The organism is Marivita sp. S0852 (genome assembly GCF_046591575.1).
Classification (GTDB): domain Bacteria; phylum Pseudomonadota; class Alphaproteobacteria; order Rhodobacterales; family Rhodobacteraceae; genus Marivita.
In genome coordinates this window covers 16,238-35,362 of record NZ_JBIQWA010000018.1, presented here as the reverse complement: position 1 = coordinate 35,362, position 19,125 = coordinate 16,238, and the positions used below count along the sequence as shown (strand labels likewise).

The following is a 19,125-nucleotide window of genomic DNA, read 5'->3' as shown; positions in this document are numbered from 1 at the left end:
GTAAGCTCGGCAAGTTGATCGCCCTCCAGATCGACCGCCTCGGGCTGGATGATCACCACGCCCCCCTCCCTGACGATGGGCTCGTCCATATAGATCGTAAAATCGCTCTTCACTTCGTCCTCCGTTCCAGTTTGCGAGAACGCCAGCCCGGCAATCCCTGCCAGCCCGACCATCGCGACAAATGCCAGTCTCTTGCCCATCAGTTCAGGTCGATCTTTCCAGCCTTGGCGACGATTGCCTCGGACTGTTCAATATCGAGGCGACGGCCATTCATCTCGATCGACCCGTCGGCCCGAAGCAATAACGATGCGTTCCCACAGCGAATCATAATTTCTTCGTGCGCATCAATTACTTTTCGCTTTCCAACCACTTCTTTGGAATTTCCGGTCACGGAAACGCGATAGTCGCGTCCGACGTTGACGATCTTTGTCTCGCTTATACGCTCGCTTGCCGATTTATCCACGTCGACGGAAAACGACGCATCAGTATCAAAGCGGATCACACCTGACGCGGACACAGAGTAGCTGCCNAATTCCGCCGTCGGCGCGCAACAGCAAGGATGCCGCCCCGCAACGGATCAGGATTTCCTCGTGCGCATCGATGACCTTCCGCTTTCCGATCACTTCCTTGAAGTTCCCGGTGACGGAAACCCGGTAATCCCGTCCGACATTCGTGATCTTCGTCTCACCGACACGCTCGGTTGCGCTGTGTTCCACATCAAGCCCCAGGGACGCATCCGTATCGAAACGGATCGCACCCGATGCCGAGACGGAATAGCTGCCCCGGCCGCCAACATGCGGGGTCATCTCGATCGCATAGGCTGCTGGCCGCAAACCGAAGGGATCGTCCCGTTCCTTGCCATCGATGATGCTTCCCCCTGCGCCGTCTCCCACCGTCATCGCAAAGCTCGTTCCGATATTGACGCTATCCGATTTTTCGACCTCGGTAAGTCGGTACCCACCGATGGACGCGACTGAATTACAAGTGACGCGACTTGTCGCGTGATTGTCTACTTTCACGGTCAGATCGCGGCTGGCCCGAAGAAACACTTCTTCACGCCCACGCTCATCTTCGAACGTCAGTTCGTTGAACGCATATCGCTTCTCTTGCTTGTGTGTCTGGGTCCGCAGCACAGTCTTGGTCTTGTTGGCGGGCAACTCATACGGCACCTTCTGCCGCTCGTTCGGCACCACGCCCGTCACCACCGGTCGGTCGGGGTCGCCGTCGAGGTAGGTGACCATGACCTCCATGCCGATGCGGGGGATGACCTGGCCGCCCCAGCCGGCTCCGGCCCAGTTCTGCGTCACGCGCACCCAGCAGGTGTCGGTGCCGTCTTTTGCCGCGCGCCGGTCCCAGGGGAACCACAGCTTGATGCGGCCATATTCGTCGGGGTGGATCTCCTCGCCCTCGGGGCCCGCGACGATCGCCACCTGCGTGCCGTCGATGCGCGGGCGCGGGGTGGTCATTGGTGGGGTGGCGGGCACATCGGCGGGCAGCGCCAGAAAGCGGTTGGCATATTCGGGCTGATTTTCCACGCTCTCGTAGCTGGTGTCGACGGACTCGTGCTGGATCGCCAGGATCACATGCGGATCGAACAGATTGTCCGGGTTGGCCACGTCATAAGGCGTGAAGCGCGCGCCGGCGGCCAGGGTGCGCACCGTGCTGTCCCCCTCCACACGGGCGTGTTCGGCCTCCTGGACCTGCATCCGGAGCCGCGTGACACGCTCCACCGCCGCGTTCTCGATCCCCTCGGACGCCCGGCTGCCGGGGCCGTACCCCGCCTGCGCCGGATAGCTGTAGCGTTCGTAATGGCCGTTCTTCGGCAGGCTGATCGCACTGGGCGTGTCGCCGCCGGGCACCGTGCTTGGGGTGGTGAAGTTCCAGTCCCGCCCGGCGTGGCCGCCGGGGATGTAGCGGAAGGTCGTGTCGAACCGCGAGATGTGGTTGCGGTCGGTCGAGCCATGCGAAAAGCGCACGTCCTCGCCGCCGACATAGCCCGCGGCATGGCTGGCGATGTGCATCCGGTGCGCGCCCGCCTTATGGGTCCACCAGTAGAAGAGCCCGTCCTCTTCAAGCCTGCGGGTGAGGTAGTCCAGATCGGTCTCGTTCCACTGCACCGAATAGTGCTGCGGTGGCACCGGTTCGACCACGCCCGCCGTCTCGGGGGCGGCAATGCCATGCTCGCCCAGCAGCTCTTCGGCAATGTCGAGCGCGGATTTGTCCAGCCAGATGCGGCAATCCGAGGTCTGGCTTAGCAGCCACAGATCGGGCCGCAAAGTGAGCGTGTATTCCCGCAAGCCCCGCGTCTGGCGCGGCCCTGCGCGCAGATCAGTAACAATGGCGTTCCAACTGCGCCGCTCGCCGCCGCCCAGCTCGATGCTGACATCCACTGCTTTGCCCAGCAGATCCTGCGGCACCAGATCGGGGGTCTTGGACCGGACAATGACCTGCCCCTCGAACAGCTCCGAGATCGCCTCCCGCAAGCTCAGCTTCTGCGCCAGCAACACATCCGCGCCCAACGGGCTTTCAATCCGCAAGATCCGCTCGGCCTGAATGAAGTCAGCTTCGGCATTCATAAGGCAGGCTCCGGGGATCAATCGCTACACGTGTCACATTGGCGAAAATCGTATATCGTCCTGCCGCAGAGTCACATATGCCTTTCCGCACCTTGCGAAATTCCGCCGATCACCCGGCCGCTGGCCTCAAAGGCGTGCAACCTGTTACCGTTCCGGGGCGATATCACCCGGCGATCAAAAGCGGCGCAGAACACGGGGGCAGAACAATGACGGAGACAACGGCACGGCGTTTAGGACGGTACTATCATGTGAGGCCAATCCATAAACATGCCATTGGCGGAGGCAGAAGGCTATTGCGCCACGTCCTCTTCCAGGCCGCACTCGTTGCCAGCCACCACAATCCGGTTCTCAAGCCCTTCGCGGATCGCCTGCGCGCTGCTGGAAAACCCCATAAGATGGTCATAACCGCTGTCGCAAGAAAGCTCGTGACAATCGTTAATGCACTCTGCAAATCTCGCCAGAATTGGGCCTATCAGACCGTTTGAACCATACAGATGCGAACGTGCGGATCGAGAACCGCGCGGTCACTGGCGAATTGCGGGTGATCACGGTGGCGACGCCCACGGAATAGTTTTTGATATCCCTCAACTGAATGCCATCAGCGTCTCGACCAGTACCTCCAGCCGCGCGTTCCGCCAGATATTCCTGCCAGTCGGCCACTTGAGAGAAGTCAAAATCGGTCTTGGAAAGGAAAGCGTCCAGATCCTCACGGGTCATGTCAACCATTTATTACTCCTCAGCGCCTTGTAGGTTCTCGAGATACCTGGCGGCCTCGGGTAGGACGCTGGACACGATCTGTAAGTCTTCGGCAGCGATCGGGACACCGGCGACGAGACGCTGCCGCAACAGGCGGATGGCATCGCTGGACGTTCGCGCGGGCAAGTCGGCCAGCGCCGTGCCTTGATCGAAACAGGGCACCTGCAGCTTATCGATATTCGCCATCGCCAAATTGACCTGCAGCGTTGAGCTGCAACTCGTATCCACGACACCGGCGCGCCTCAGTGCCAAGATCCACTCAAAGGACGGGGGGCAGAGCCGCAATGTTTCCCTAAGCGAGACGCGGCCCTCGGCCAGAGCGAGTTTGTCGGACAGAGCCAGCAGGCCAGGACAAATTGTCGGTTCTCCGTCGCAATCCGCGCTCTGACACAACGCGATCAGGTCATCGTTCGCGGCTGAGTTCGAAAAGACGTCGATCATATCAGGCGTCGTCTCAGCACCCTCCGACCTTGGTGTCGCGGAAGCGACGAAGGCCTGAAGGTTTTCGGGGGCCCCGCCCTCTCGAAGACGTTCCGCAATCAATGGATCAAAGGCGAAAAACCCGCGGTCGCCTTGTTCGGCAACCGCTTGAAGAAAGGCTATTGCCTCATCGTGGGGACGCATCTCTAACAGGAGCGTCGGGTAGCCGAGATCCGAGGCAAGTGCAGCACCCGTCTCGCCGCGTACCGTGACCAGAGACCTGGCGCAATCGATATCGAATAGTGCTTGAAGTTCCAGCGGAGCACCAACAGCCAAACCCGCCCCCTTGGGATCGCAGCTTGCATCGTCATCAGCCGACTGCTGCGCACCCGCATCAGGGGACCCAAAACAAAGGGCGACAAGTAGCATGAGAGCCTGTTTTGGTATCATCGTATTTTCTCAATTCAAATCAATGCGGCCAGCATTCATGGAGATTGTTGTTCCGTTCACCTTGATCTTCGTGCCGATCAGTTCAATCTCGCCATTCGCCCGCATGATGAAGCGTGCAGCACCGCACCGCAGATCAATTTCTGTTCCCACATGCATATAGCGTCCCTTGGCGACACTTTCATAGGAACTGGCACCCACAGAAACCAACTGTTTGGCACCGATGTCTAGAGTATAGCCGGTGCCGATCGACGTTGTCGCACTATCCCCAATCCGCGTCGTCGACTGCGTGCCGATTTCCTCAGTACGAGATTGCGCGACCAATAGCTTGTAATGCCCTCGGGTCGGGTCGGGTTGGCCCGCCACTGTCGCGCTATAGGCCAATCGGAGCGGGCCATCATCAAATGGTTTCATGGGTTTCGGCGTGTTGATCTGAACGTCAGCCACGCCAATGGCCGTAACAGCATTCCCACCGATCTGAAAGTTGCAGTCTTTTCCGACCTCCGAGAATTTGCTGTTTCCAATCGATTCAACCTCGCTGACATCGACACGCTTGGCCCGATTGTTCTGCACATGGATTTCGTTATCGCGCTCAGCGTGCAGATAAATCCGTTCTTCGTCTTTTTCATCCTCGAAGCTGAGTTCATTGAACCCGTGATAGTCTGACTTATGCGTATTCGTTCGGAACGTTGACCTCGTCTTATTGGCGGGCAACTCATACGGCACCCGTTGCCGCTCGTTCGGCACCACGCCTGTCACCACGGGTCTGTCGGGGTCGCCATCGAGGTAGGTGACCATGACCTCCATGCCGATGCGGGAGATGACCTGGCCGCCCCAGCAGGTGTCGGTGCCGTCTTTTGCCGCGCGCCTGTCCCAGGGGACCCACAGCTTGATGCGGCCATACTCATCCGGGTGGATCTCCTGCCCCTCGGGGCCTGCCACGATTCTGCGCAGGGCGGATCAATCGCCGATCGAGACATCCTCGGACCCGTCTGCAGCGAAGCCACCACATGAAACCGGATCGCCCGACCGTGCGGCGGGTTTGCCGTTGACAAAGACCGACCCGGAGCCGACCGCAATCACCCGTGCCTCCGGGTCGTCGTCATGGCAGCCATGTGGCGCGAGCGCGTCGCCCTCGCGCACGAGGCCCGCGCCGTTCACGAAAACATCGCCGCTGCTTATCGTGGCAGCGGTCGGTTCGCGGCTGTCATGGCCGGTGCAGAGATCGCCGAGGCGATAGGCTTGGGGCATTATTGCCTCACTTAAACTGCGATGTCGCAACCTATTGTACGTCATCGATGGATATGACCTTCGGAAGGACACAATAGACAAAAAGGACGATCCCTATTCCCGCGATCCAATGCGCAAGCGAAAAGGGTCCTAAGGTGAAACCCGCAACCGCAAACGACAAGCCGCCAATGAAAGCGCCAATCAGAACAAATCCGGCCCGAGACGTTGTAAAAAGCGGTAGAGACATTAAAGTTCCCAATACTTCTTGAGATGAGCGGGGTTTATTCTATCGCCAAAAACCTCGCGAAATTGCTCGTCAGTGACGTCGTCTTCCTGATATCTATGCATGATGATCTCCCTGATCGCCTCTTGTTGTTCGAGCGCATTATAATAGGCGAGCGTTCCTCCAACCACCACGACTGCGCCAATAATTCCTGCGCGGGCAGGTGTGAGTCGTGATCCGAGTCGGCGTTGTGCTTCGTCGAGGAGCGGGCCTTGCCCGGCTATCCTAAGGTGCTCTCATGGCTCAGAAAGATGCTATTTGTTTCGTGGGAGAAAAGCCGCTATTGCGGCTTTCCTGGTAGCTTTACATGAAGCTGGGCTCAGTCATCCCAGACCGGGAGGGTTTCCATGTCTTCGGAGGTCATCGTGGTCGTATACCGGCCATTGTCCCAGGTTAGGGCGTCCATTGGCACGATGACCTCGGTATCGCCGATATCGAGAAAACCATCGTCTACCTCCACGACCATGGCCGCAGGCATACCGGAGCCATCGATCAGGATGGTTTCAATTTCACCGACCAATTGGCCATTTGCACCAACCACGTCGATGTCATCGACTTCGGTGTATTGAGAGGTCTGGGCAATGGCTGCACCTGCAAGGGGCAATGCCAGCGCGGCGGCAATCAAACGTTTCATGATGGTTTCTCCTGTCATTGTTCGTAAACGAAACGCGCGCCGGAATGGTTTGTTCCGGTGGAGAAACGGCGGGGGTCACATTCCTTTTCCGAAGGCTCGAACGTCAATATCGGCACCACGCATGACGTTCGATGGAATTTGCACAGCAGGGCATCCACCCGGCCACACCCGCGGACATGCTTGCCCTTTGATGCGCCTTACGGCGTGCCGCGGTGTTGGGACCATTTCTTGCAAAAGCCCAGAAAGGCCATTTCCGGGTTGCGGGGGATGGTGCTGGCCCAGGCGCGCCATTCGGCTTCGATCACATGCACGTCCCAGCCGGGGGCGGCGGCGCGGGCCATGTCATAGACGTCCGGATCGAGCGGCGGGATGTCCACAGCCTCGGCGGGATCGGTGCCCACGGTGCCGCGGCTGCGCACCAGAAGGTGGTCTTTTTCGTCGTCGATGCGGATCTGGTAATCGGGCATGTGATTGTATTCGGCGTCTTCCTTGGCGATGGTCATCACCAGACGGCGGAATTCGCGCAAGGTGGAGCCTGAGCCGCATTTTTTCTGCAGCACCGCCATGGACACGCGCCATTCCTTTTGCCGACCACAATGTTTGCGCGCGAGTTCATAGATGCGCCGTTCGAGCGGTTTGCGCAGGCGGAAATATTCGCGGCTGAGCGTCAGGACTTCCTGCGCGCGGATGGCGTTGAAAACCCAGTCCGACAGCTTGACCTCGACCTCCTGCATGCGCCCGTCGCGGGTTTCGCGCACGATCTTGGCGCGTTCGATGAGGCCGAAGGTTTCAAAGATCTCCTGCCCGCCGGTGGTGATGTTGGTGGAGATGCGGGTGCCGGCCAGCCGCTCCATCGCCGCCTTGAGCAGGTTATAGCCGCGCCCGGTGGTCATGCGGTTGGTGGCCTTGAGCAGATCAGCGGCCTGAAAGCGGATCACCTGTTGCGGTTCCTTGCCGTCATTCATGCCTTTGATCAGGCTTGAGATGCAGTAGATCAGGATGTCGCGGTCATGCACGGTGGCCAGGCCATCAACCGAGGGTTTGATTTCGATCGTGGCCCCGTTGTGCTCGTATTTCCGGGGCCGTGTGTCGGGTTTTGTCGACAGCGAGAAGATCGGGTGTTCCATTGAGCCCATGTCGCCTTTGGGGGCGGCATCGAGGATGTCACAGACGAAAAAGTCCCCCTGCGGATGGCGGTCCGGCAGCAGCGGATAGGCGGTTGTGGCTGTTGTCATGGGGAACAGTCCTTTCGACACTTCACACACGCAGCACCATAGAACGACATTTCACACACGCCAAGCGGAAAACGACACTTCACACACGGGGGTATCGACACTTCACACACGCTTCGACGCGAAAACACGAGTCGCATCAAAGGGTTATTGCGCGGTTTTTAACGGGGATGATTCGTCAAAAAAGGAATCACCACTCTACACACGGGGAATCACCACTTTACACACGCAGAATCACCACTTTGCACACGGGGGATACTGACAAGGCTTTGAAACCATTGTGGAAAAGGCGGGTCAAAGAAGGCGTAACACGAGTCTAACACTTATTAACACCGAAGCCTGCCCGAATGACCGGCGACAGCGTTGGATGAGAGAGGGTGCAAAAGGCCTGAGATGTGGGTGCGTGTGGATCGGGACGTGCCCGGTTTAAAACCGGAGGCACGAGGTGGCCCATGTCAGAGACGGCGTTCAAGCGCGGTGGTGAAGAGCGGATGCCGGCCTGATCCTTTGGAGAGCACATCCCGTGCCCGGCGGGCTTTGAGCGCCTGTGCGGCGTCTGTCGCGAACTGCCTGGCCACATGGACGATGCCATCGGCGTAAAGCGCGGGCGTGTGGTGTGTTTGCAACCGTTGCCGGCCTGCCGCGCCCACAGCTTCGCCGATTTTGCGGTCAACATGCAGACGACGCACGAGGTCCTGCAGGGCATTCGCCTCGTCTTCCAATGGGATCTTGAACACGGTCTCATCGGGCAGGCTGCCATACCAGCCAAGATCAGTGACCACCGCCGGAGCGGACGCGTTCCAGATGCGCAGCTGGCTGCCGGAGGCTTCGCCCATGGTGGGATAGCGCAGGTTGAAGACAAGATGCGCCTCGGCCAGACGGGCATCAAGCTCGGGTTCCGGGACAAAGCCGTGAATGCGCACGCGGTCGGACAGGCCCAGCGTGTCGAGCCGTTTGGCCAGATAGGCCGGGTCCCAGACATTGCCCATGATATCGAAGCGAAAGTCGATGTCGTGGCGCAGGGGGGAGAGCGCCTCAAGCACCTGTTCGAGCCGCCGGTTGGGGCCGATATAGCCGAACTGGACAAATCTCAGCGGCCCGGTCTCGGCGCGTGTGGCCGGCACGACCACATCGGAGGGGCGGAAGGGCAGGTCGAGATGGTAGGTTGGGGCAATGCCCGTGGCAGAGGCCGCGTCAAAGGCGGCAGGTGTGTGGGCCAGCACGGCAGCGGCGCGGTCCAGTGTCAGTTCGAACCCCGGATAGGTCTTTGACAGCTCGATGGGTTTTGTCTTGCCGTCAAACACGTCGCGGACAGCGTTCAGACCGGCCTCCCCATGCCAGCGGGTGATGTCGGCCTCATACACGTCGCGGGGAAAACGACGGTTGTGCATGGCGTCAAAGCACAGTTCCTGAATGGCCAGATCATGCAGCACGATGATCGACGGGATCCGCCGGACAAGCCGCAGCAGGCCGGAATGAAACACCCAGGAATTGCCGATATGCACAAAGATCGCATCGGCCCCGGTGCCCCGTCCGGCGCGGGCAAAGTCCTTTGGCAGCACACGGTCCGGATCAAGAGAACGCACCGGGCAGATCTGTTCGAGACTGAGGTCCCAGTCGCGCGCGTCGGTCCAGAGGGTCAGATCACAGGCTTCGGCCAGTTCCGGCAGGATGCGGCGGGTGTAATGGGCGATGTCGGTCTGGGCATCGGGAAGGGGCGACACCCAATGGACCTTTGGCTTGGCACCTGTCCTCATGCCCCCTCTCCGACACCGGGCACGGTTTTGACCATGTGCAGGAAGGCGGATTCCGAACAGGGCAAGCTGAGCGTGGGCGCGCGGCCTGATCCGGTCATCACGCCAACCCCCGCCTGATAGAGATGCAGGCGCAGGATGCCCTGCCCCTCGGTACCTTCGGGGTCAAGACGCAGGGCGATCTCGGCGTGGCTGTGCGGGCCGATGGGCGCGGTGATGGGTTGCATCAGGTGCTGGTGGCGCAGATCGCCCTGCCCGTCGACCCATTCCGCCAGCAGGCAGGTGGCGACATCGCCCGCCACGGACCACCAGGCCGGAGAGTGGTTTTCCACGGTGATGCGGGTGAGGCCGGTTTGGCTTTCGGTTGCGGTATGCGTCAGCGCGCCGGACATGCGGACCGGATCGCCGTGGTACAATCGTCCCGGTGCCCCCTTGGGAGTGTCCGCTTTGCGGGCGAGGTAAAAGATCGTCTCACCGCGCAGGCTCAGGTCATCGCCGCGTGCCACCAGCAGTTCGGCGATGCCGGGATCGATCTTGCGGTCATAGACATCGATGGTTTTCAGCGACACGGTCTCGAACCCCGCCGCCTGCCCCAGTTCGGGCAGCTCATTGGGGGCGTATTCGCGGTTGTGGCGGCCATAGACGCCGCCCGAGGGCACGAAGATGCCGAAGGAATAGGGGGCAATGCCGTTGAGCATTTTCCAGACGCCGCGATGGCTGGTCACGTTTGGCGTGGTCAGCAGCAGGTGCCCGCCGGGTTTCAGCACGCGGTTGGCTTCCGAGAATACAAAATACGGATCGAGCGCGAGGTGTTCGAGGATCTCCATCCCGGTGACCAGATCGAAGCTGTTGTCGTCATAGGGCCACGGGTCGCGTTCGGAATTGGCGGCCTCCAGACGGATATCGAACGCGGGATGGGTGTCGGACTGCGGGCGGATGGTCTGATGGTAGGGGTTGGGCCCTTCCCAAAGCCCGTCCTGTGCGATCCCGGCAAAGCGGTTGGCCATCAGCGCCTGAAACACCAGTGGCGGAAACACCCCCACATCCAGCGCGCGGGTGACCTCCAGCCCTTCGATCTGGCGCAGGGTGGTCATGAAGCGGGTCCAGTGGGTGCCCAGATAGCTGGCCAGCCCGGTGTCGATGGGCGGTTTGTCCTGCCCCATGAGGCCGGGCAGTTCCTCAAAGGCGTAGGCCTCAAGCACCGCTTCGATGTTTTCAAACGGCAGGTCGTCGGGTGGCTCAGGCGGCGCTATGGCGTCCGACAGCGCGGTCAGGGCGATCTCCTGCGCCGACAGCTCCGGGGCGTCCTCAGGCGGGCTGTCCGGCGCTGTGGGGCTCTCTGAGGCCCCTGCGCCGTCCGGGTGTAGCACCGGGTCCACCGGGCTATGCACAGAGCCTGCGAGGGTCTCGACCACGTGATCCCACGAGATGTTCATGGCCTTGTAGCGGGCCTGCCCCGCCTGCCCCATCCGTTCGGCCTGGGCAGCATCGCCCATCACCTGTTCAAACGCACGGCCCAAGGCGGCCGGTTTGGGGTCGGTGACACAGCCTTCGGCCCCATCGCTGATAAACTCCAGCGGCCCGCCGGCATCGGCCACGGTGATGACCGGTTTGCCCGCCAGCATCGCTTCCAGCGTGATGTAGCCGTAATCCTCGTCCTGGGGCACAAACACCACCGCGCGGGCCTCGGCGTAGTTGCGCAGGAGCGTGGCATCATCCACCGCCCCCAGCCAGGTGACGCGGTCCGCCACACCCAACTCATTGGCCAGTGTATGCAGCTTGTCCTGATAGGCCGGGTTTTCCGCCACACCGGCAATCACCAGCGGGATGCGGGATTTGGTGGTGGCCAGCCCCTGAAGGATCAGTTCCAGCCGTTTCGACGGGTTGATGCGTCCCGGCGCAAAGAGGTAATCGCCATAGGCCCCCTGCCGCATCGCGTGGGCGTTGGGCGGCGGGTGGTAGAGCGGCGTTGAGGCGACACCGAGATGTGTTTCAAGCCTGGCGGCGACATTGCCGGAATTGGCATAGATCGGATGCGGGGTGTCGGCAAAGGCGGCGCGGTCCTCGGCCATGATCAGCTGGCGCAGGGCGTCGCCATCAGGATCTTGCAGCAGGTCGGAATTGCCCAGATCCCACTGGTCATAAGCCTGCCGGTGCTGGTGGATGATCCAGTAAAGCTTGTTGGGGTGCGGGGCCAGATAGGCGGGGAACTTGAGCCCGATCACCATATCCACCGGCACGCCTTCCACTTCCGACAGATCCAGCATCCGCGCGGCCAGGATGTGATCGGCCAGCACCTCGCCGGGATACCATTTGAAAGGCAGCGTGATTTCCACCGCCTCGTGGCCGTGCCGGTTGAGTTCACGCACCAGATTGGCCGCGTGCCGTTCTGCCCCGCCCGTCACAAACGGGACCTGAGTGCGTAAGACGCCGATGCGCATAAGATCAGTCCTTGTTGGGGCGGGTGCCAAGCACCGCGAGGTCTTGCGGGCCGAACATCAGGGAGGCCAGTTCATCGTTGAAATCGGGCTTGGCCAGGAATTCATCGAACCGTTCATGCGGGTGCAGATGACGCACGTCCACGGGATCAAAGCCTGCGGTTTCAAACAGCACGCCCAACACCTGTTCGGGCATCGGTTTGAGATGCGTGGGATCGGTGTGAAAGGTGGTCGCTCCGACCAGCACGTTGCGGGTGTTCGGGGTTTCGAACAAAAGCATCCCGCCCGGGGCCAGCACCCGCATGGCCTCGCGGGTGATCCAGGCCACCGCATCAAAGGGCAGATGTTCCACCAGATGATGCGCGCTCAGGACCGACAGGCTGGCATCCTCCATTTCGGCTAGGGCGTGCAGCGCGTCGCCCAGCCGCACGTCCAGCCCCTGGTTCCGGGCGGCGTCGATCTGCACCGCGTTGGTATCGACGCCAAAGGCGTTAATCCCGTTATCTTGCATCAGCCTCAGCCATTCGCCGCGCCCGCAGCCGATATCCATCGCCGGTTTGCGCCCGGTGCGGATATAGGCGGCCTCGACATCGGGCAAATAGATCGTCAGTCGTTTGGTGATGTCCTCGACGGTGCCGCGATAGCGGTTTTCCAGCCGATGATAAAAGCTGTCCTTGAACAGCTCGAACCCGTCCGAGGATGGAAGCGAAATGGGCTTGGCCGGGGCTGACGGGTCCGCAGCGGGGGGGCCGGCCTGCTGCGCCAGCTGATCCACCCGGCGGGTCAAATCGCTGAAGAGACGCGCCAGAAGGGCGGTTTCGGCTTGTGTTGCACGCAAAACCGCCGCGCTTTCGGCGCGGATGTCGCGGGCCTGTGCCTCGATCATGTCCTGCTGCTGGTCGATGCGGTCAGAAAGCGCGGTGGTTTGGGCGTCCACATCCTCAAAGGTCTCCTGCACACCATCCAGCGCCTGGCCCAATTGATCGGTCCGGTCCCAGATCTCGCGGATGTCATGTCCGAACCGGCCCAGCTCGCCTTCGATCGCATCCATTCGCAACTCGGCGGCTGTGATGCGCTTGCGGGCATTCTTTGCCATGCCTTCGGTGCGGCCCAGCTTGAAGAGTGCAGAGACATAGCGCTCAAGACGTTTCAAAGGGGTCAATTTGCGTTTCCTTTCGGAAGGTGGTCCTGCGGGGGGCGGTGCGGTGTCACCGCTCTTGCGTTTTGCCAGCACAGCGCCCCTGCGTTTGCGGCCCATTGATGGGCCTGTTGCGGATGCGGGTGTGGTTGGCACGGACATCCGCTCCCCTGCCCCCGGAGTGAAACGGTTCACAAGGGCGGCTGGCGGTGCATCGGCTGAAGACGGGTCATCAGGTGTCATCGGTTTGGTCTTGCTCGCTTGGGCCTCCGGGATGGATATCCTGGGCGGTGCACCCGCCATCGCCCATAAGAGGGCATCGTTCAAGCACTAGATGATCTGGGCCTATTACGGCGATATTCCGCGTCAATCGTCTTGCGCTGCCTTGTAAAGCGCCCAGGCCTCTTCGATCACAACGCCCTGCTGCACACCGCGATATTTGGCTTCGGCCGCGATCTCGCGCGATACTTCCGGCATCACCTTGGCATGGACCTGGCCTGTGCGCGGGCTGGGCTTGCGGCCGCGACGTTTCTTTGGCGCGCGGTCGGTGAAGCCGTGTTTCTCGGCGGCGGCGTCGGTCTTGGCGACGGTTTTCGGGCTCGCGTCCTTGGGTTTGGAGCGCAGCTTGCCGGGGGTGATGGAAATGCCGAACGGATTTTTGTCAGCCATGATCACCCCTCTCCTGCCAGCCGTTTATAGACTTGCATCGCAAAGGCACGGGCATTGTCGCGCGCGCCCTGCATGTTGCCCTGAACGGGCATCGAATGCAGATCCCCGCCAAAGGCGAAAAGCCCGGAAAACGCCGCCCGCTCCATCAGAGGCGGGTCGATCACGTCGACCCCCTGCTCGCGCAGGGATGCGTCAATGCCTTTGTGCTGTTTCGAAACGATCGCCTTGGTCATGGTAAAAACCACCGCATGCGGGATCTGCCGGTCGAGCGCCTCTTCCTCCTCGGCGATCAATTGCAAGGCGCGCGCCCCGATGGTGGCATCCAGTGTGGTGGCGCGCATCGGCGTGAGCACCAGATCAGCCTGGCTGATGGCGCGCGAGACCAGCCTGGAGGCGACCCCTTCAAGATCGACCACAACAATCTGGCCGTCCCTGTCATGCGCCTTGATGGTGCGCACGATATCAGCCTCGGAAATGTCTGATAACACGGTGATATTACCGGGAAGATCGGATTGGCTGGCCCACAGCGTCAGAGACCTGTTCGGGTCACAGTCAAGCATCGTCACCGGCACGCCCTCATGCGCCAGTTCGGTGCTCAAAAGCACGGCTGTGGTGGATTTTCCGGCCCCTCCCTTGGGAGAGGCGACAACGATGGTTGGCATGGCGGGGTCCTGCTCTTTTTATTTAACCCGATTAAACTATTAACCGGGTAATCTAAAAAATCCAATATTTTAATTTATCCGGTAGGTTATAAAATCCGGTTTTTTGAATTACCGGATAAAAATATAAACCGGGTAATTTTGGTAATCGGATAAGTGTAAAAACCGGGTAAATACAGGGCTGATAGCGGCACCGACTGCCGCCTGCGCTTCGGGCGCTGAGCGGTGACCTGCATCTCATCAACCGGGCCTTCCCCGGCGTGCCGCCCATTGTTGCCTTAAGGTCACGAACCCCGTGCTTGAAAAATGTGAATTCGTTTAATTTCAGGTATTTAGTAAAGTTTCGCAGGGGGGTATATAAAACACTATACAGGGGTATGAGTTTTGCTATACATTTTCCCTTGTTGAACTGGAATCGAAGGGTTAGAAGCCTTTCCAGTTGAACCCTGCCGGTATTTTGCCGGGTGACGTGTATCGTGAATCCAGATCTCGGCGGATTCAAGGTGGGGACAACAAACGATCGTTTATGGGGCCGAATAAATCGGGCACCGAAATTAAAGAGGAAGATAAGCTATGGCTCTCGACCTAAGCACGCTGAATGCTGAACAGCAGCTCGCAGCGATTTATATCGGTTACTATGACCGCGCTGCCGATCCGGTTGGCGAAGATTTCTGGGAAAGCGCAGTTGCCAACCCGAACCTGAGCCTCGCGGACATCGCGACGGACTTTGCCACGCAGCCGGAAACACTTGCTGCCTATCCTTTCCTGGAGGATCCGACCGAAGCAGAAGCTGAAGGCTTTATCGCAGAGGTTTATCTGAACCTGTTCAACCGCGCGCCCGATCAGGCCGGTCTGGACTTCTGGAGCGACGCGCTCATTTCTGCAATCGATGGCACAGGCACACTGTCCGTTGGTGAAATCATCCTGTCGATCATCGAGGGTGCGCAGAACTCTGCCGAAGGCAACGACCTGACAACGATCCTCAACAAGATCGAAGTTTCCACAACCTGGACCGACTCTGCAGACGCAGCTGGCATCGATTACACATCGGACACGTCCGCTCAGAACAGCGCCAAGTCGATCATCGAAGGTGTGACTGACGTTCCTGCGACTGTTGTTGCAGCCAAATCCACCATCGATTCATTCTTTGGCACGCCAAGCGTTCCTGGTGAAGAAATCCTGCTGACATCGGGCACCGATGTTGAGACAGGCACGGCCGATGATGACGCGTTCATGGGCTACATCCAGCAGAACCCGTTTGCTGGCGGCATCTCCAACTCGCTGTCCTCTGCTGACCGTCTTGACGGTGGCGCAGGCAATGACCGCCTGTATGCAGAGCTGACGAACGAATTTCTTGGAACCAACCTCATTGGTGCCACAGACATCCAGCCACGCCTCAAAAATATTGAAGAAATCGATATCGAAGCGCGTGATAACGATTTTGAAGGCGCTGGCTTCATCACTGTTGATGCGAAAAACATCACAGATCATGAAGAGATCGGGTCGTTCTTCTCGGACGGCGATCTGAAGATTGAAAACCTGACCACGCTGACCGCAGGCGGTTCCGCACGGAACACCTCCGAGATCACCATCACGATGGATCACACGGACAACTTCAACACAGACGGCGATGCGTCTGACCTCGAAGCTCTGTTCGACAATGACTATCTGCTGTCTGGCCAGGAAGCCGAAGGCAAGATCTTCTACTTCCTCCTGGACGAAGACGCGGAACTCGCAAACAACCCGAACCGTCTGAACAACATCGACGTGGACGGCATTCGTTTCACCATCGGTGAAGGCGCAGATGCGGTTGACGTTGTCCTGAGCGCGGATGCGGCAAACGTTGCTGGCACACACCAGGGCTTTGTGAACGCTCTCCAGCCTCGCCTTCAGGAGCTGATTGCTGATGGCACTCTGCCTGCTGGCACAACCCTGACGCTTGATCCGACAGTCACAGACTTCACCTTCCTGGATGATGGCTCGCGCTCGGATGATATCCCTGCGATCGTTCTGACATCCGGTGACGGAACTCGCGTCGAAGCGACCGGCTTTACACGTATCGAAGAGCCGATTGGCGAGTACGACGTTTACGGTCGTTTCAACTCTGAAAACGAAGTTGAAGACCAGCCGATCTCTGTTGATCTCGATCTGCACAAAGCAGGCCGCGGCGGTGAAGGCGGTGATGTTGTCATCGGCGGCAAGTCCGAGAACACCAACGAAGACAGCATTGCTGACGGCATCGAAGTCATCAACATCAACGTTCTGGGCGCTGGCGACAACGATCCGAACGGTGGCATGACCAAGCCGTCCAACGTTGGCACAATCACCTCGACAGGTGACGAGCTGCGTGAAGTCTACATCGCAACCGACGCCATGTTCGCATCTGGTGAAACATTCGCCAGCCTGACTGTCCGCAACGGTTTTGATCAGAACGACAATGTCGATGCTGCTGGCGCGTTTGTCGACAACGCCGAAAATGGCGATCTTGAGCTGATCAACGCAGATGCGTTCCTTGGCGATCTGACGCTTGGTGATCTGGATGCGGCAAACAATGCCGGTCGCGTGACCAATGCTGACACGATCACAGCACAAGGTGGCGGTGACGTTGAGCTTGGCCTGTTGCTTGATGGCAATGAAGTTGATCAGGCGTACAGCGTGACAACAGGTGGCGGCAACGACACAATCGACATGTTGATTGATGGCGATGCTTTGGACTTTGCTGGTTCGAGCGTGAACATCTCCACCGGCGGTGGTGACGATAACGTTCTCATCGACTTCAATCTGCAAGATGACTTGGGTCAGAACGAGCAGTTGAACCAGGCAATTCTGGACAACGTTCTGGTCGAAACAGGTGCCGGTAACGACACAATCACCATCGATGATGACGCATTCGGTCAGGATATCGGCAATGCCAACATCCGTGCCGGCGAAGGCAACGACACAGTCTACACAGACGGTGCCGCAAACCCGGTTGGTCAGAATGCTGTCTGGGCGTTCAACTTTGACAACGTCCGTGCAGATGCACAGGCGGGTGGTCTTGGTGGCTCTGCACCAGATGATCTGCCAGGTGTTCAGACATCGTTGGCCTATGTCGGTGGCGCAACCGTTACTGTGACTCTCTCCGGTGCAGGTCTTGCTGATCTGACAGCGGGTGGCGGCGTCATGGCTGTTGCAGCTGCAGGCGCGATTGCCGGTGACGATGGCTACGAAGCAACATCCACAATCGAGTCGCTGATCAACGGCAACGAATACTACGGTGACCAGCGTGACGTGAACGCCGCAGTAATCGACGCGATCAACAACGACGACGTTCTGGGCAAGCTTCTTGTGGCGTCCATGGGTGCCGACAACACTGTTGTTGTTGCCTCGCTGACATCGGGCAACTTTGCTGCGATTGATCTTCGGGTCGATATCGATCAGCGTGATGCCGACACAGACAGCTATGCAAATGCTGTTCTGAGCGAAGCACAGCAGGTGTTCAGCAACTCTGACCTCACCCTGACCAACCTCTGGGGGACAGCGACCTTCGCGACACCAGCAAGCTATCAGGCGACGGCGCCGGGTGCGAACCTGACGACAAGCCCGACTGCAAATGCTTGGTACGATGGTCTGAGTGTTGCTGGTGGTGCCAACTCGGCAGACGACAACCTGCACACAGCAGGTACTGCAAGCATCTATGAGCAGGACAACGACATTGACGGCGGTGCCGGTGATGACGTGATCGTTCTGTCCACAGACGCAATCGCGGATGGTGTGACCCCGTTCACAGTGAGCAGCAACAACGCTCTCATGAATGGCGCAAGCAACCAGACAATCGTTCTGACAGGTGCGAACTTCGGTGACGACACGGTGATGAACTTCACCACATCCGGTGTTGGCGCGACAGTAGACGGTGGGCTCGACTTCCTCGACTTCTCCGCTTACCTGACAAGCCTGCAGAACCTGTCGGCAGCCGCTGGCTCCGACTCTGACGTTCTGATCCCGGTCACACTCGACACCAACACCGCAGACGTTCAGGCCAACGAAGTCTCTGTTGTCACATTCGACAACACCGACGACGCGGGCGAGACGTTTGAGGCTCTGTCGGCAAGCGTGGTTGAGCAGCTGTTCAACAACGGTGGCGGTTACACAGGCTTCGACGGTGACTCCAGCTTCGGTAGCCTGACAGCCGCTGGCGCAAACGCGGATGACGAGTATTCGGAAACAGCGAACACCGATCAGCTGATCAACGGTGCTGCAAAATCGATCCTCATGGTCGAGAATGCGGACAACGATGGTGAGTACAAAGTGTTCGAACTGTCCTGGAACGGCGATGCATCCACAGATGCGGACAGCACCAACAACGGTACGGTTTCGGCCAACCTGTTGGGCAGCCTGGACTTCGGCGACTCGCTTGCAGGTCTGACAGAAAGCAACCTCGTCGGCTCCAACGCCTACGATGCGCTTCTGGCGGCTGGTCTGAACGGTGGTGGTGTCCTGCCTCCGCCCCCGCCGCCCCCTCCCGGTGGTGGTGCGAATGTCCCCGTGGCGGGCACCGACACAGCTGTGACCGGCGACAACACCGTTGATGAGACGTTTATCTTTGCCAACGAGAACATCGACGTGGACATCACAGGCTTCGATTACGTCAACGACAACCTGGACTTCCCGGACACCGGCACCTCCAACATCAGCCTGGTCGACACCGCGCTGCTGGATGGTGAGATCACGTTGGTCTGGCAGGACGCAGGCAACACGATCGAGGTTGACTTCGTCGGTCTGTCCAACGCGGATGAAATCGCGCTGACATCGCTGAGCAACTTCGATATCGTCTAAGACGAATATCAACGAAATGTGCCGCCCCCTCTGCCGGGGGCGGCATATCCCAACACTGGTGAACACAAGGATAC

At 59.4% G+C, this 19,125-nt stretch carries 16 protein-coding genes; 2 read left to right on the top strand and 14 right to left on the bottom strand.

The window, feature by feature from the left end:
* The 12 genes from ACG74X_RS20545 to ACG74X_RS20490 all read right to left on the bottom strand — a co-directional run.
* Positions 1 to 200: hypothetical protein (locus ACG74X_RS20545; RefSeq protein WP_411237196.1), on the bottom strand; the 200-nt coding region annotated here is incomplete at its 3' end.
* On the bottom strand, positions 200 to 502 hold the full coding sequence (locus ACG74X_RS20540) for a hypothetical protein (protein ID WP_411237195.1): 303 nt from the start codon (positions 500 to 502) through the stop codon (positions 200 to 202). The genes ACG74X_RS20540 and ACG74X_RS20545, both read right to left, overlap by 1 nt.
* Positions 489 to 2,576 carry a type VI secretion system Vgr family protein gene (locus ACG74X_RS20535; protein ID WP_411237194.1) on the bottom strand — a complete coding sequence of 696 codons (2,088 nt, stop codon included), beginning with the start codon at positions 2,574 to 2,576 and terminating at the stop codon, positions 489 to 491. The genes ACG74X_RS20540 and ACG74X_RS20535 overlap by 14 nt, the downstream gene beginning before the upstream one ends.
* 435 nt (positions 2,577 to 3,011) lie before the next feature.
* Positions 3,012 to 3,302, bottom strand: coding sequence for a hypothetical protein (locus ACG74X_RS20530; protein ID WP_411237193.1), 291 nt, complete (start codon positions 3,300 to 3,302; stop codon positions 3,012 to 3,014).
* 3 nt (positions 3,303 to 3,305) lie between these two features.
* The gene (locus tag ACG74X_RS20525) at positions 3,306 to 4,181 is read right to left on the bottom strand and encodes a hypothetical protein (protein WP_411237192.1); all 876 of its coding nucleotides are present in this window, start codon (positions 4,179 to 4,181) and stop codon (positions 3,306 to 3,308) included.
* Positions 4,182 to 4,211: 30 nt separating this feature from the next.
* The gene (locus ACG74X_RS20520) at positions 4,212 to 5,141 is read right to left on the bottom strand and encodes a type VI secretion system Vgr family protein (protein ID WP_411237191.1); all 930 of its coding nucleotides are present in this window, start codon (positions 5,139 to 5,141) and stop codon (positions 4,212 to 4,214) included.
* A gap of 18 nt (positions 5,142 to 5,159) precedes the next feature.
* A complete protein-coding gene (locus ACG74X_RS20515; protein WP_411237190.1) occupies positions 5,160 to 5,450 on the bottom strand; it encodes a PAAR domain-containing protein in 291 nt (96 codons plus the stop codon).
* Positions 5,451 to 6,031: 581 nt separating this feature from the next.
* Positions 6,032 to 6,346 carry a PRC-barrel domain-containing protein gene (locus ACG74X_RS20510; RefSeq protein ID WP_411237189.1) on the bottom strand — a complete coding sequence of 105 codons (315 nt, stop codon included), beginning with the start codon at positions 6,344 to 6,346 and terminating at the stop codon, positions 6,032 to 6,034.
* Between the two features lie 197 nt (positions 6,347 to 6,543).
* Positions 6,544 to 7,581 (bottom strand): replication initiator protein A, encoded by a 1,038-nt coding sequence (locus tag ACG74X_RS20505; RefSeq protein WP_411237188.1) that lies wholly within the window; start codon positions 7,579 to 7,581, stop codon positions 6,544 to 6,546.
* Positions 7,582 to 8,033: 452 nt separating this feature from the next.
* Complete coding sequence (locus ACG74X_RS20500; RefSeq protein ID WP_411237187.1) at positions 8,034 to 9,335, bottom strand: glycosyltransferase; 1,302 nt, start codon at positions 9,333 to 9,335, stop codon at positions 8,034 to 8,036.
* Complete coding sequence (locus ACG74X_RS20495) at positions 9,332 to 11,773, bottom strand: glycosyltransferase (RefSeq protein ID WP_411237186.1); 2,442 nt, start codon at positions 11,771 to 11,773, stop codon at positions 9,332 to 9,334. Before ACG74X_RS20495 ends, ACG74X_RS20500 begins: the two co-directional genes overlap by 4 nt.
* A gap of 4 nt (positions 11,774 to 11,777) precedes the next feature.
* Complete coding sequence (locus ACG74X_RS20490; protein ID WP_411237185.1) at positions 11,778 to 12,932, bottom strand: methyltransferase domain-containing protein; 1,155 nt, start codon at positions 12,930 to 12,932, stop codon at positions 11,778 to 11,780.
* A gap of 1 nt (position 12,933) precedes the next feature.
* Here ACG74X_RS20490 and ACG74X_RS20485 point away from each other — a divergent pair, with 1 nt between their 5' ends.
* Entirely contained in the window at positions 12,934 to 13,242 is a 309-nt protein-coding gene (locus ACG74X_RS20485) for a hypothetical protein (protein WP_411237184.1), read from the top strand.
* Between the two features lie 32 nt (positions 13,243 to 13,274).
* Here the strand turns inward: ACG74X_RS20485 and ACG74X_RS20480 are convergent, their stop codons facing one another.
* Positions 13,275 to 13,577, bottom strand: a complete 303-nt coding sequence (locus ACG74X_RS20480; RefSeq protein ID WP_411237183.1) for a chromosome partitioning protein ParB — start codon at positions 13,575 to 13,577, stop codon at positions 13,275 to 13,277.
* A gap of 2 nt (positions 13,578 to 13,579) precedes the next feature.
* Complete coding sequence (locus tag ACG74X_RS20475) at positions 13,580 to 14,239, bottom strand: ParA family protein (protein WP_411237182.1); 660 nt, start codon at positions 14,237 to 14,239, stop codon at positions 13,580 to 13,582.
* A 570-nt stretch (positions 14,240 to 14,809) separates the two neighbouring features.
* Between ACG74X_RS20475 and ACG74X_RS20470 the strand changes: the two genes are divergently transcribed.
* Entirely contained in the window at positions 14,810 to 19,051 is a 4,242-nt protein-coding gene (locus ACG74X_RS20470) for a DUF4214 domain-containing protein (protein WP_411237181.1), read from the top strand.
* Positions 19,052 to 19,125 lie beyond the last annotated feature (74 nt).

What these genes read in the sequence shown, in the direction of transcription:
- ACG74X_RS20530 (WP_411237193.1), bottom strand. Translation starts at nt 3,302, where the DNA reads ATGGTTGACATGACCCGTGAGGATCTGGACGCTTTCCTTTCCAAGACC.
- ACG74X_RS20525 (WP_411237192.1), bottom strand. Translation starts at nt 4,181, where the DNA reads ATGCTACTTGTCGCCCTTTGTTTTGGGTCCCCTGATGCGGGTGCGCAG.
- ACG74X_RS20515 (WP_411237190.1), bottom strand. Translation starts at nt 5,450, where the DNA reads ATGCCCCAAGCCTATCGCCTCGGCGATCTCTGCACCGGCCATGACAGC.
- ACG74X_RS20510 (WP_411237189.1), bottom strand. Translation starts at nt 6,346, where the DNA reads ATGAAACGTTTGATTGCCGCCGCGCTGGCATTGCCCCTTGCAGGTGCA.
- ACG74X_RS20505 (WP_411237188.1), bottom strand. Translation starts at nt 7,581, where the DNA reads ATGACAACAGCCACAACCGCCTATCCGCTGCTGCCGGACCGCCATCCG.
- ACG74X_RS20500 (WP_411237187.1), bottom strand. Translation starts at nt 9,335, where the DNA reads ATGAGGACAGGTGCCAAGCCAAAGGTCCATTGGGTGTCGCCCCTTCCC.
- ACG74X_RS20495 (WP_411237186.1), bottom strand. Translation starts at nt 11,773, where the DNA reads ATGCGCATCGGCGTCTTACGCACTCAGGTCCCGTTTGTGACGGGCGGG.
- ACG74X_RS20480 (WP_411237183.1), bottom strand. Translation starts at nt 13,577, where the DNA reads ATGGCTGACAAAAATCCGTTCGGCATTTCCATCACCCCCGGCAAGCTG.
- ACG74X_RS20475 (WP_411237182.1), bottom strand. Translation starts at nt 14,239, where the DNA reads ATGCCAACCATCGTTGTCGCCTCTCCCAAGGGAGGGGCCGGAAAATCC.
- ACG74X_RS20470 (WP_411237181.1), top strand. Translation starts at nt 14,810, where the DNA reads ATGGCTCTCGACCTAAGCACGCTGAATGCTGAACAGCAGCTCGCAGCG.